9 protein-coding genes and 1 pseudogene are annotated in these 13,776 nt (G+C 34.6%); 8 read left to right on the forward strand and 2 right to left on the reverse strand.

Annotated elements, in window-relative coordinates; translation table 11 throughout:
* Positions 1–323: 323 nt before the first annotated feature.
* Together F7984_RS07840 and F7984_RS07845 are read left to right on the forward strand one after the other, a co-directional pair.
* Entirely contained in the window at positions 324–1,178 is an 855-nt protein-coding gene (locus F7984_RS07840; RefSeq protein ID WP_140461329.1) for a malate synthase, read from the forward strand.
* A 530-nt stretch (positions 1,179–1,708) separates the two neighbouring features.
* Complete coding sequence (locus tag F7984_RS07845; protein ID WP_140461330.1) at positions 1,709–2,989, forward strand: ADP-ribosylglycohydrolase family protein; 1,281 nt, start codon at positions 1,709–1,711, stop codon at positions 2,987–2,989.
* A gap of 113 nt (positions 2,990–3,102) precedes the next feature.
* On the opposite strand, the gene F7984_RS07850 is transcribed toward F7984_RS07845, so the two are convergent.
* On the reverse strand, positions 3,103–3,360 hold the full coding sequence (locus F7984_RS07850) for a hypothetical protein (RefSeq protein WP_139891156.1): 258 nt from the start codon (positions 3,358–3,360) through the stop codon (positions 3,103–3,105).
* A gap of 388 nt (positions 3,361–3,748) precedes the next feature.
* On the opposite strand from F7984_RS07850, the gene F7984_RS07855 reads away from it, so the two are divergent.
* Both F7984_RS07855 and F7984_RS07860 read left to right on the forward strand, forming a co-directional pair.
* Positions 3,749–5,500, forward strand: coding sequence for an Hsp70 family protein (locus tag F7984_RS07855; protein ID WP_066099917.1), 1,752 nt, complete (start codon positions 3,749–3,751; stop codon positions 5,498–5,500).
* Between the two features lie 37 nt (positions 5,501–5,537).
* Positions 5,538–7,844 (forward strand): SEL1-like repeat protein, encoded by a 2,307-nt coding sequence (locus F7984_RS07860; protein ID WP_140461331.1) that lies wholly within the window; start codon positions 5,538–5,540, stop codon positions 7,842–7,844.
* A 226-nt stretch (positions 7,845–8,070) separates the two neighbouring features.
* Here the strand turns inward: F7984_RS07860 and F7984_RS07865 are convergent, their stop codons facing one another.
* Positions 8,071–9,015 (reverse strand): ATP-grasp domain-containing protein, encoded by a 945-nt coding sequence (locus F7984_RS07865; protein ID WP_140461332.1) that lies wholly within the window; start codon positions 9,013–9,015, stop codon positions 8,071–8,073.
* Positions 9,016–9,177: 162 nt separating this feature from the next.
* Here F7984_RS07865 and coaA point away from each other — a divergent pair, with 162 nt between their 5' ends.
* The 4 genes and pseudogenes from coaA to F7984_RS07885 all read left to right on the forward strand — a co-directional run bounded on the left by coaA (position 9,178) and on the right by F7984_RS07885 (position 13,773).
* Positions 9,178–10,113: a type I pantothenate kinase gene (gene coaA / locus F7984_RS07870; protein WP_066099908.1), complete on the forward strand. Its 936-nt coding sequence runs from the start codon at positions 9,178–9,180 to the stop codon at positions 10,111–10,113.
* Between the two features lie 29 nt (positions 10,114–10,142).
* Positions 10,143–10,705, forward strand: a pseudogene (gene maa, locus F7984_RS07875) (maltose O-acetyltransferase).
* Between the two features lie 207 nt (positions 10,706–10,912).
* Positions 10,913–11,662, forward strand: a complete 750-nt coding sequence (pssA, locus tag F7984_RS07880) for a CDP-diacylglycerol--serine O-phosphatidyltransferase (protein ID WP_066099906.1) — start codon at positions 10,913–10,915, stop codon at positions 11,660–11,662.
* Positions 11,663–12,033: 371 nt separating this feature from the next.
* Positions 12,034–13,773 carry an ABC transporter ATP-binding protein gene (locus tag F7984_RS07885; protein WP_140461333.1) on the forward strand — a complete coding sequence of 580 codons (1,740 nt, stop codon included), beginning with the start codon at positions 12,034–12,036 and terminating at the stop codon, positions 13,771–13,773.
* Positions 13,774–13,776: the final 3 nt, after the last annotated feature.

Consider the following 13,776-nt stretch of genomic DNA (forward strand, 5'->3'; position numbering starts at 1 on the left):
GCTGGACTTTTCTTTACAGATAGAATTTGCATACGTTTTTTTTTATATACTTTTATAAAACGAAGGAAAATTCAGATGTTTTTTAAGCTTTAAAGTAAGTTAGTTGAATAAAATTTTCAATAAACTATTTATCCCGTTCAAACTGGTGCTAAGACTCCGCCTTCAAACGTAAGCAGAAGCAATCACGGTTAAGGCGGAGATAAGCGTCGGTAAGAACCCGATTGGTTCAACGAATGCTCGGGAGGGGATGAAAGAAAACCTTCACCGAGCAAAGTTTCACTTTATTAGTAAACGAGTTTTTATATACAAGGAGGACTTTAATAATGAATCTAATCAATAAGAAAGTTACACACAAACGTTTTGGAACGGGTAGTATAGTTGGGCATAATGAGTCTAAAATTGAAATAAATTTCGAATCGGAAAATAAAATGTTTGTTTACCCTGATGTTTTTGGAGAGCATCTAAAACTACATGATAAAAGTGATGCTAAGTCACTCGAAGAAATTATACAAAAAAAGGAAGACGAACTAAAAGAGGAAGAATGGAAAAAGGAAGAAGAAAAAAAACTACAACGAAAAAAACAGGAACTTCGCGTAGAACACGAAAAACTTATGAAGCATCATAAGCTACATCCTGAATCACAAATGGTTTTTTGGTGTGACACAGAAGAACAGAATAGTTCTCTTTCAGAGTGGAAGGTTTTTTCGGGTGTAATAAAAAGCGGTAAAAACAAAGGAAATCCGAACAAGCCAGTCCGTTTACATCAAAATAGCGCTGTCCTGTTAACTGCAGTCGATTCCAATATGTCTGAAAAAGACAGACGTATCTTAGGTGTCTATATGGTGCATGAAAATTTTGTCGGAAAGATGTGTGAAGATGGAATTATTCCTGCTCATTCAAAATACAGAATCCAACTTACAGAACAGGAATCAGATCAGTTGGCTTTCTGGGAATATTATGTAAATGAGAAAAATCCAGAAAAAATGACATGGAATACAGGTAAATACCGTTATTTCGATAATTTATGGATGGCTCAAATTTTACTTGCTATCATTTCGTTGAAAAGTGACCCGAATGAACGAGAACTTGCACAGCAATTCTTTAATCATTTTTGTAAAATGAATCAGATCATGGAACAAGATATACCAAAGCCTAATGGCGCTATAATGCGTACTTAGACGCTAGTCTAAAGATTAGTTGAAGACGAATAAAAAATAGCGAGCATATGTCATTAAAACCAACAGGATCATGTGTACACACATATAGTATACTCTAGGTTGAGTGAATGACACAGATTGAAACAGTTTTAATTCGAATGAAAGTACCCTAATCTCTGAGCGGAGATTAGGGTTTTTTATATGCCGTGTGAAAAAGTAAAATTAAAAATCTGATTTTTGATTTATAGGTATATGAACCACTTGATGTTATATTAAAATATTGGTGGAGACGTATATATAATTAATTTTATACTGTGAGTGGTTACTGAAGTGTAGATATATTTAAAAATTTGAATAGCTCTTTTGCAAACTATATTTGTTTTCGTGAACAATGAAACCTCAGTAAGAGAAGCTGGAACATTAGAAATTTGATTTTTTATTACCAAGGTAATGCTAATGACTTAAAGGTTGTTACAGTTGTCTGTCTAAATTTCCTTTCGTTTTTTAAGCCTTGAAATAGTGAGTTGAGTAATGAGAGAGAGGGATTATTTATGATTGGTGCGATTATAGGTGATGTGGTTGGATCTCGTTTTGAATTTAATAATCATCGTAGCAAGGAATTTGAGTTGTTTACCGAAGAGTGCCGAGTAACGGACGACAGCATTATGACTCTTGCGATTGCTAAAGCTTTTATGGAGACAGAAGGGTCTATTCACTCTTCTATCACTGCAAGGGATTATGACGGTGAGTACGAGACACTGCTTGAGAGTATGTCGATTACATTTATGCAAGAATTGGGGCGTAAATATCCGAATTGTGGGTTTGGTGGGATGTTTGCGAAATGGGTCTTCAGTGATAATCCCGAACCTTATAACAGTTTTGGAAACGGGGCAGCGATGCGAATAAGTCCTGTAGGTTTTTTAGCCAGAACCGAGAATGAAGCAAAGGATTTATCTAAGATTGTTACCAGAACAACCCATAATCATGAAGAGGGAATAAAGGGTGCTGAGGCTACCGCTCTAGCCATATTTATGGCGAGACGTGGATTTACCAAAAGTGAAATTAAAAATAGGATTAATGGTTATTACTATCATTTAGATTTCTCAATTAATCAAATCCGAGACACATACGTGTTTAATGAGATATGCCAAGAGACCGTTCCGCAAGCGATTGTTGCTTTTTTAGAATCAACGTCCTTTGAAGATGCAATTCGTAATGCCATTTCGATTGGTGGAGATAGTGATACTCTGGCAGCCATTACCGGCGCTATAGCGGAAGCGTATTACGGAGTACCTGAAACCCTGAAGGAAAAGGTATTAACCTATTTGGATGATGAACTGCAGTCTATTTACGATGACTGGTGTCTTTATAAGAACGAACATCACTCTGGTAAGTTCACAGTACTAACAAAATATATACCTAAAATTTGTGATACGGATTCCTTTGGTGAATGGTTTATAGATCGAGAGTATAATGAAACACTAGGGCAATCCATCCAAATGCCATATGTCATGTATAAAAAGCTTATAAATTTATTTGTTAAGGAATTCTATCACTTTTCCGAATCCCATCCGGAATACAATTTGACCAGTTACAGTGATATTTTGGAGAGGAATGGTCTTAAATGGAATCAGGAAGCAATGCGTAATGCGGATGAGGATTCTCTCGATGCCCAATGTATCCTTGCACTCATTATGGGTGCCACTCGAGCGGAGCGATTCAGTGAGGGGGCTCTGCTAAGCTTTTTTGAAAATGGATGCATGGTGAAGTGGCTAAAAAGGTTGAAAACGATTGATGAGAATAATTCTACTGGTATTAATGGAATTTGTTAAACTGGTGAGTATCCGGAAAGAAGAATGTTAAGTACCAATATTGTGTAATTAATAAAGGATTATATCCAGAGTATTTTAAATAATCATCTGGGCGTAATCCTCACGTATATGTATCAATACATAACAATCGCATACTTTTTTTCTTCTTCCTCTTCATCAAAGATAAAGGCAAAGTTAAGTGTCACATCCACTCCATCTTCTGTTAACCAATTAAAGGGAAAAGTGGCAGGCTGAGCACTAGTTGTTAATCCATGCTTTAAAATTACCTTTCTTTCGAATGTGCTGAATGCTTCTTCAAGTCCGTGCTCCTGAAAATCGTATTCTGTTATTAAATAATTTTTTAATAAGGGCCAGCTGTAAAATTCAATCACGATAGAAACTCCTTTATTTGTATAGAATCAGGTTTATTATAAGTGTTGCTTGATGGATAAACAAATTCAAGTGCTTGATTACAACATATACATAAGTTTGAACCATTATTCTAAGAGCACAATGGCAGTAAAGCCTTTGTGTTTTTATTCGTTATAAAAATTAATATACGATATTTGATACCGTAGCTGTTAATTCACTTTTTCTCTTTTATATAATTACAAACTTTAATCTGACCAACCAATCAGGTATAAAAAATCGTTAAATAACTTGAATTAACGTTTAATTATAAGAATTTAGAGAAATTATATTAATATAGAATAAATGCTCTTATTAAGAGAAATAGACTTATAAAATCGAAAACAAGCTAATGGTAAGGAGAGAGGGCAAATGGTCAAAGGACTAGGAATTGACTTGGGAACAACTTTTTCATGTGTGGCGTATATCGATGAAAACCAAAATCCAATTGTATTAAAAAATGCAGAAGGCAATGCTACAACACCATCTGTTGTTTATTTTGAATCACAGGAAAATATTGTAGTAGGAGAAGTAGCAAAACAAAGCTTGGTATCTGAACCGGATAATACGGTAGCCTTTATTAAGCGTGATATGGGGAAAATAGACGATGAAACAAAGGCGCCAATTATGAGAACAATTCATGGAATAAGTATGTCTCCACAAGAGATTTCGGCAAAGATTCTTACGAAAATAGTCAAGGATGCTAATGCTGAGCTAAGGAAAATAGGGAAATTAAGTGATGGAAATCCAGATATTAAGGATGTGGTGATTACCTGTCCTGCCTATTTTGGTATGGCTGAAAGAGAGGCAACTAAGGCTGCAGGCAAGATTGCAGGTTTAAATGTAATGAATATTATCCCAGAGCCTACAGCTGCAGCATTAAATTATGCTCATGTTAATAAGGGTAAAGAACAAACCGTTATGGTTTATGATTTAGGCGGAGGTACATTTGACGTTACGATTATTGAAGTCCACGATGGTATTCCGCGAGTTATTTGTACAGATGGTAGTCATACATTAGGCGGGAAAGATTGGGATGATGCACTTGTTCAATATTTTGCTGAAAAATATATAGAAGAAAAGGGTGAAGACCCTAGAGAAAACCTGGATATCTTACAGGAGTTATTTTTAAAGGCGGAACAAACTAAAATAACTCTGAGCAACAGAGAATCAGCACCAATTATGATTATTGGTGATTCAGGACGAATAAACTTTACGATGACACGCAACGAATTTGATGAAAAAACGAAGGATCTATTAGAAAGAAGTATTAGTTATACAGATAAATGTTTGAAAATTGCTGCAGCGAAAAAATATGGAAAAGATATTGAAGCTATAACGAATGAAGAAATAAATAAATATCTTCATGAAGAACTTACCGACATATTATTAGTCGGGGGTTCTTCCAAAATGCCTCAAGTATCAAAATTAATTCAGAGTAAATATGGTATTAAAGCAAAAGAAGCAGACTTGGATGAGGCTGTTGCAAAGGGAGCGGCCATTTGTGCAAGCAATGATTATGTGGAATTCAGTGAAGAAGACTGGCAATTGGTAAAAAAATCAGTTGGCGAGCAAGATTATGATTTTGTGAAAGAAGCGATTCAGGAGGGAAATGAAAGCATAATCAAACAGTATGAAGATGTACTGCCAAGACATATGGTTCAAAAGCAAGAATCGCGTGGCATGATTTTTACAAATGTTTCTCCAAGAACATACGGAACAGCAGCCTATGAAAGCTCTTCCAGAGATAAACTAGTAATCTTTAATTTTATAAAAAGAAATGATGAACTTCCACAAAAACAAACCCTGATGTTTTATACGATGGATGAAGGGCAAGTTGGAGTGGATATTGACGTATATGAATCATTTACTATGAGTGCAAAGGCTGAACTTGAAGAAGGTAATAAAATTGGATCAGGAATACTTGAGTTTCCAAATAGCATGCCGAAGGGAACACCTATTGAGATCACACTTCGCATGAATAGTGCTGGTTTATTGGAAGTTAGTGCCTTTCATAAAGAAACAAATAGTATGTATAATGGTACTTTTGATGTTTCGAACTCTTTATCCACTGAGGAAACAAAACGAGCTATAGAACGTAATAAACACCAATCATTCAATTAAGAAGAAAATCATACAACCTTGGAATGTGGTGATTGATATGACGAATGATAATTATTTTGATTTGTTTAAACTTAAAGTGGATGAGTCGCTGATATTAAATCCTACTTCTGAGTATGAAGAGCAAATAAATAAAGCTTTTTTAGAAACGGAAAACAGATGGAAGCAATTAAAGCTAAAACATTTAGGTAAGAAAAGCGATGAAGCGTCTGAAAATTTAAAGAGATTGAAAGCACATGAATTTGATATTTTAAAAAATCCGACAGAACGACAACGGTATTACTTGAAAATTAAAGAGGAGAAGCAATCGGAACTAAAAACTAGATTAATCGAATCTAATGAAGAGGATATGGATCTTGAAGCTTTAAAGAAACAATACCATCAATATCTAGATGAATCGGAAATTGAAAAAATAGTCAAAGAGATATTTAAAGCTAAAGAAAGACCAGATGAAGCCATATCAATGAATCTACTTAATAAGCTAGCCATTTATGAAAATGAATTGAAACAGTTAGGAGAAGTGAATTTATTTACTGCTTTTGGATTTGATGAAAAAGCAAACTATGAAACAGTCAAAAATAAAATCAAGCAAAAACAAGATGATTTACAAAAAATATATGATGAGCACACAAATGATAGTAGTTATAAAAAATATATTAATAAGAAGGATATCCTGAAAAAGTTTGAAAAAGAAGTGTTCTTAACAAATGATTTCAAAGATCACTATGAGGAATATAAACATTTTCTAAAATATTCAATGTTTATCCAATTATTACTGAATATAAAAGATAAGGATATTACTACCATTTATTTCAAAGATATTTTATTGGAGAAAGTAAAAGAAGAAGGTATCGATGAAAAAAAATTCATCTTGTTTTTATTAAAAAACCACAAGTATTTTGGCATTAAAGGTATTTCTCCTGTTACGGATTATTATATCGCCAATGTCGGGCATAAGGATTTTGGAGAGGAAGATACTCAACAAACATTGCAAAAAGTTCTTTCTATAAAAGATTATGAGTATCATTGTGGTCGTGAGGCATTAAAAAATAAAGAGTTTGATAAAGCTTTTGAGCATTTTAAAGAATCTAATATTATTGATCACAGTTATGCACTGTATGAATTAGCTGAATTATATTATACAGGTACAGATAGCCTTCCTAGGGATCTGAATAGGGCAATAAAATTACATGAAGAGGCGATAAATAAAAACAATTCTAAAAAAGGAAATAATAAAAATTCGTTGTATCGGATAAGTCAGATGTGTTTCAGTGGAGAGGGTTGCGTAAAAAATGAACAAGTTGGTTTTAGTCATTTAAAGGAATTTGTCAATAATTTGCATGCTTCGAATGATTTTTACAATCAAGCTCATTTAGATTTAGGTGACTGTTATTATAAAGGGAAAGGCACTACTAAGAATTATAAAAAAGCACTGGTTCATTACAACAAAGTAAGTGATGAAACGGCTAAAGGAAGAATAAGAAAAATAGAGCGAGAGATTACTTATAGACCAATTATAATGATTGGGATAACTTCAGGTTCTTATATTTTATTGTGTTTAGTATCTTTGTATTATTTACAAGAAGTTCTTCCAACTGATTTTAATATAGCTAATGTATTAATCTATTTTGGGATATTATTTGCATGGATGATCTTTACAAGCTTGTATTTCTATATAAATCCATCATGGTTAAATCAACTAATCAAGTTTGATAATATAAGGACACTTCAGGCAAAGATTGTACAATATATATATTTAAATAAAAAGCGGATATTAACCATAGCGATATTATTGTTTGGATGTGTTTGTTTCTTGTTGTTTTACACGGAGGGGTTAATTAAACCTTGGTTAACTGAAGCAGACGTTGGAGAAATCCCGGAATTTTTATCCCTCCTATTAAATTATGGAGTAAACTGGGTTTCTGTGGGAATATATTTAATAGTGTTGTTTCCTCTATATATTATTAAGGAAGTTCATAGTCCAAATGACGCAATTAAGGTCAATGTTAAAACAATCATTTTTGACGGAGTAAAAACTTATTTATTCGCATCAGGTATCTATTATGCTATCCAGTGGTCTGCAGAAAACGTATTAACAGAGTTTAGTGTATTAAAGTATATTGGGATAAGTATTTTTTTGTTGATAATCGTATCAATAATTAATACTACAAAAATAATTAATCGGTTATTTAATGGAAAGTTAACCGTATATGTATTTGCGGTGTTATTGTTGTACGGTTCATTAACTTGTGCATTAGTGGCTGAAAATAACGGGGACTTGCCAATAGCTACTACATTGCTGCAAGTAGCGTTTACCTCTCTTTTTATAGAGACAAAGAACCCATAAATTATTTTTTGACCTTGGGTTAGTCGTTTTGCTAATTAATACAAGAAATGATTCAATAAATAATACGTTAAATTAACTTTAATACCATCTAATTGGTAATGGTATAGTTAGCTCTATATGAAAATAAATTTCATTATATAATTAACAAACCTCCAATTGTAAAAACAATTGGAGGTCTTTCGTTCTTTAAGATTATAGGTAAAGAATATTAAAACTACAGGCTAGATTAAGACCTATTTGCTTTATCTAATTCGGCTCCCAAAAATTTTGCGAGCACAAGCATTCCATATAGGCCTGCCTCAGCTTCGGCGTCGGAATTATAGTTTGTATTTGTATTGATATCATATGTGTAAATCATTCCATCCTGATCACGGATAAACTCAATTCCGGCAATGTCAATACTTGCTGAGGTAAGAAATTCTTCGTATTTCGCAATAATAGGATCATTGAAATCCTTAATAATTTTAAATTGCGGAGATATATCCTCTTGTTCTCCAACTGGGCAAAATAAATCCTCTATTTGGCAGGCATCGGCAGGACATAATTCAAAACCTTTTGATGTATCAACACGAACAGCATAAAGAAATTTTCCTCCAATAAATTCACAACGGGTTATTGAAGAATCAGGAGAGAGGATATATTGCTGTATGAGTGTGATCCCATCTACTGGCTCTTCAAAAAGAGGGCTGTTTACGTATTCCTCTAGGGCTTCTACAGATTGAAATAGCTGCACACCAAGACCTTTTCCAGCTCTGTTGTGTTTAGTAATAAAAGGTGTCATTCCAAGTTTTTTTGCGGCAGTAATGATATTATTCCGACCGACAGCTGCAATTGTAGCGGGAGTTTTGATGCCCGCCGCTTGAAGAGCTGTATATTGATTGATTTTGCTGATTTCCATTCCTAAAGCCTTTGAACCGTTAAATACTTTTCGATTATGACGTTCGAGCCAGTTGATTACTCCGCTAGCAAGTTCAGGTGCATAACGGTGTCCGCGTGTGTGGGATGACGCACTCATACGGTTGTAAAAAATACCTTCTGGCGGAGTATCCGTCAAATCGACTAAGCCCTCAGCTAAATGCCAGTTTTTGTATGGGAGGTTTAATTCTTCCATTCTATTAATTAAATGATTGGTCCAGTCATCATTTTCATGAATGATATGTATATGTGTCATTAGGAAAATCTCCCTCTAGTTTTCGTCAATTTATGAAAATCATACCATTTAACTTGGAATTGGGTCAAATGTTGAAATTTAGGAAAAATAATTATTGCAGTGGAAAAACCGTTTGGCAAAGTTTATACTGTTGATTGAGAAAGAGATTAAAAGGGAGATACCATGCCAAATTTTTCGCCATACAGATATTTTTCAAAAAAAGACTGGGCTAACTTGCGATTTAATACGCCAATGACATTGACTCAATCGGAAATAGAAGAACTTCAAGGTGTTAATGAAAAGCTTTCTGTTGAGGAAATTACGACGATTTATCTGCCGTTAACCCGTTTATTAAATTTATATGTGAACTCATCACAAATGCTGCACACGGTCACGGACACATTCTTTGGGAATACCACAAGAAAAGTGCCATATGTTATTGGTGTAGCAGGAAGTGTGGCTGTAGGGAAAAGTACAACAGCCCGTATTATTCAGGCTCTTTTATCCCGATGGCCAAATACTCCACAGGTAGAAATTATCACAACGGATGGATTCCTCTATCCTAATGCTGTTCTGGAGGAAAGAGGAATAATGGACAAAAAAGGTTTTCCTGAGAGTTATAATACGAAGGAATTAATCAAGGTTTTATCGAGGATTAAAGCTGGACATCCAAAGGTGAAGGCACCTATATATTCGCATCTATATTATGATATAATGCCTAACCAATATACTGTCATTCAACAACCGGATATCGTTATAGTGGAAGGGATTAATGTTCTGCAGACTCCTAAACAGGATGATCATTTTCCAAGTGTTTATGTATCAGACTTCTTCGACATCTCCATCTATGTCGATGCCACTGAAAATAATATTTATAATTGGTATGTTGAACGTTTTAAAACGCTTCGTAAAACCGCTTTCGCCAATCCGGAGTCTTATTTCCACCGCTATGCCGATTTGACGGATGAAGAAGCAGACGAAATTGCAACAAATATATGGAACACCATTAACAAAATCAACTTGGATTTAAATATAGCTCCAACTAAAACGAGAGCGAACATTATTCTTAAGAAGGATTCAGATCATTCTATTTCCTCAGTGAAGCTGAGAAAGATTTAAAAGGATGTACTATGGGGAGCGGGTGAAGTATGGCAACTGAGAAACAGAAAATGATTAGTGGAGAATTATATAGGCCACTAGATGAAGAGCTCGTCCATGACCGTCTCCGTGCCAGGAAGCTTACGAGACTATATAATCAGACAATGGAAACTGATTATGCAGAACGAACAGCTTTATTAAAAAAGTTACTCGGTTCAACCGAAAAAAATTGCTATATTGAACCGACTTTTAGGTGTGATTATGGGTACAATATTCATGTTGGTGAAAACTTTTATGCCAATTTTGATTGTGTTATTTTAGATACATGCGAAGTTCGAATTGGTCAAAATTGCATGCTTGCCCTAGTGTTCATATTTATACAGCCACACACCCGCTCAACCCTGATGAATGAAATTCAGGAAATGAATATGGAAAGCCGGTCACAATCGGTGACAATGTCTGGATTGGCGGCCGAGCGGTTATTAATCCAGGGGTGACAATTGGAAACAATGTAGTGGTTGCCTCAGGAACTGTTGTAACGAAAGGTATTCCAGATAATGTGGTTGTTGGCGGTAATCCGGCCCGTATTATAAAACGAATTGATAAAGAATAAGATTCTATTCCCATTTACATAATGAGTTGTGTAGGAAGAATAATATTCCTTGGTGCTATTATTCCATTGATAAATGAACTTATTGTTAAAATGAGATTATTTTGATTACATTATATGGGTACCTTTGATAAAATTTAATTAATAGTTTAAGATATAATAGCACTTATAACTTCAAATGAAGTACGAACAAAATTGAGGATGTGAAGAATGAAGAAACATATACCAAATTTATTGACTTTAGGAAATCTTTATTGTGGTTATCTGTCCATTTCTTACATTATCAGCGGGGATGTGCGAAATGCGACTATACTCATTTTTATTGCATTGATGCTTGATGCGCTGGATGGAAGAATGGCAAGAATTTTAAGGGTAGCCGATGATATGGGAAAACAGCTTGATTCATTGGCTGATATTGTATCATTTGGGGTCGCGCCTGCCTTTTTAGCATCTTATACATATTTATACGATTTTGAACAATATGGTCTTTTGATTGCCGGTTTGTTCCCGCTTTTTGGATGTTATCGACTTGCAAGATTTAATATTACGCCTACTGAGGAATCATTAAAGCATTTTAAAGGAATCCCAATTACATTTGCAGGGGGACTTGTTGCCTTTTTAGTACTATTTGAAAACTGGATTCATGTCAGCGTATTTGTCATTATATTCTTTAGTTTGGCAATCTTGATGGTCAGTACCATTAAAATCCCAAGCTTCAAAAAGGTAAAATTAAATTATTATACGGTCATTATAACTTTATTCCTATTGTATATGTTTTATCTTATTGCAAAGTCAGGGTTTAAAAGTGTTCCTGAATTTTTCTATGTTGCCATTGCTATTTATATTATCTTTATCATTGCCAGATACATAAAAGGTAAGACACCTAAGTTTCGTCTGAAAAAAATGAGAACGATTCGGGTCAGAAAAAAGAAAATTAATAAAGGAATGAAAAAGAAATAATGATCTATTGAGTCTACTGCACCTTATATTCCTTTTTGGTTTCTATGACATAGAAAGTTAAAAGGCATTCAGGTTTTAAAAATAAGAAGACTCATATTCAAACGTTTTATGATCCTCTGAGCTTTTTCACACCCCAAATGTTGGATTTCGAATCTGACTTTTGGGGTGTTTATTTATGGTTAATTTTTGAGAAATGGATAGCTGGGGAAGAATCCTATGTAACAGTCGGAAAGAAAGGGTAGGATTCAGATTTAGATATGGAGTCTGAAAATTAAGACATCCGAGATAAGCTATCCTGCAACTATTTCTAGCTATTATCCTAAGTAAATGAAATTGATTGTTTGACAGCATAAGTGAAGGTGAGGGTTTTTATGAATTCATTTTTAGCATTAATCAAATATCTAAAGTCATACAAGTTAATTGTATTGCTTGGCCCCTTATGTATGATTGTGGAAGTAACTATGGACCTGATTCAGCCGACAATCATGCAAAATATTATTGATAAAGGGATTGCTTCGAGTGATAGTCGTTATGTAGTAACAATGAGTATATTTATGCTGTTCTCTGCAATTATAGGGCTGCTTGGTGGTATGGGAAGTACGATATTCAGTACGCGCTCAGCGATCCATTTTTCAACTGACCTTCGCAGAGATGTTTTCGAAAAAATTGATTACTTTTCTGGAGAAAATACAGATAAATTCGGTGCTGGAAAACTGATTACTATTATGACGAATGATATATCAGCCGTGCAGCAGGCTGTCATGATGACCTTACGTATATTTGTTCGTGGCCCAATTATGTTTATTGGCAGTATTATTATTGTGTTTTTTACTGCCAGAGAACTTTTTCCAATTCTTCTGGCAGTTGTACCTGTATTAACAATATTAATCGTTTTATTTACATGGAAGGCCGGTCATCTTTTTCAAATGGTGCAGAAGGCAATTGATCGTGTCAATACGAAATTACAGGAAAACCTTGCTGGAATCAGGGTAATTAAAGCATTCGGTACACAGAACCATGAAATGAAACAATTTCAGATTGTTAATAAGGAATTAACAGCGGTCAATATCCGTGCTGACCAAGTCATTATGGGGTTAATGCCCATACTATTGTTTATCGTTAACATGGGAATAGTTGCGGCTATTTGGATGGGTGCGATTAAGGTTGATAACGGAAGCTTGAATGTGGGAGTAATTGTAGCATTTATAAATTATTTAACAATCATTTTGAACTCCCTTATGACAAGCAGTAATGTTCTCATGCAAATCACTAGAGCTTTTCCATCTGCAGGGCGGATTGTTGATGTATTGAATACAGAGCAAGACATTAAACAATCTGACCAACCGCTTGTTCCTGTACCGGATAAAGGTACTTTGGAATTCAAAAATGTGAGTTTTAGTTATAGCAAAAATGGGGAGAGAGTTCTTTCTAATGTTTCTTTTAGTGTACCGAGTGGACAAACACTTGGAATCATTGGAGCAACAGGTAGCGGAAAGACAACGCTGGTCAAATTACTACCTAGACTTTATGACGTGGATGAAGGGCAAATCCTGTTGAATGGAATAGATATCAAAGATATGGATATACAAGAATTACGAAAGTCCGTCGGATTTGTACCGCAGAAAGCATTGTTATTTTCTGGAACTATTAGTCAGAATTTAACTCAGGGTAATGAAAATGCAACAAAGGACGACATGACAGAAGCTCTTCAAAATGCTGAAGCCCTTCAATTTGTAGAACAATTAGACCCGGATTATGCATATGAACTCACTCAGGGGGCAACTAACCTATCAGGTGGCCAAAGACAAAGAATATCCATTGCTCGGGCTTTTATACGGAAGCCATCCGTAATTATATTGGATGATTCTACTTCAGCGGTGGATGCGATATCGGAAAGCCGTATCAGAAAAGTATTGATAAATAAATATCCGGATTCAACTAAAATTATTATTTCTTCAAAGCTTTCATCATTAAAACATGCGGATCAAATTTTGGTTCTTGAGGATGGTAAAGTAACTGGAATTGGCAGCCATAGTGATCTTTACCAAAAAAATGAACTCTATCGTGAATTATGCTCTATACAGAGTGAGCAGGGGGTGAGCCATCTATGAGCC

Source organism: Pradoshia sp. D12, from assembly GCF_008935075.1.
In the GTDB taxonomy this organism is placed as follows: domain Bacteria; phylum Bacillota; class Bacilli; order Bacillales; family Pradoshiaceae; genus Pradoshia.

What these genes read in the sequence shown, in the direction of transcription:
- F7984_RS07840 (WP_140461329.1), top strand. Translation starts at nt 324, where the DNA reads ATGAATCTAATCAATAAGAAAGTTACACACAAACGTTTTGGAACGGGT.
- F7984_RS07845 (WP_140461330.1), top strand. Translation starts at nt 1,709, where the DNA reads ATGATTGGTGCGATTATAGGTGATGTGGTTGGATCTCGTTTTGAATTT.
- F7984_RS07855 (WP_066099917.1), top strand. Translation starts at nt 3,749, where the DNA reads ATGGTCAAAGGACTAGGAATTGACTTGGGAACAACTTTTTCATGTGTG.
- F7984_RS07860 (WP_140461331.1), top strand. Translation starts at nt 5,538, where the DNA reads ATGACGAATGATAATTATTTTGATTTGTTTAAACTTAAAGTGGATGAG.
- F7984_RS07865 (WP_140461332.1), bottom strand. Translation starts at nt 9,015, where the DNA reads ATGACACATATACATATCATTCATGAAAATGATGACTGGACCAATCAT.
- coaA (WP_066099908.1), top strand. Translation starts at nt 9,178, where the DNA reads ATGCCAAATTTTTCGCCATACAGATATTTTTCAAAAAAAGACTGGGCT.
- pssA (WP_066099906.1), top strand. Translation starts at nt 10,913, where the DNA reads ATGAAGAAACATATACCAAATTTATTGACTTTAGGAAATCTTTATTGT.
- F7984_RS07885 (WP_140461333.1), top strand. Translation starts at nt 12,034, where the DNA reads ATGAATTCATTTTTAGCATTAATCAAATATCTAAAGTCATACAAGTTA.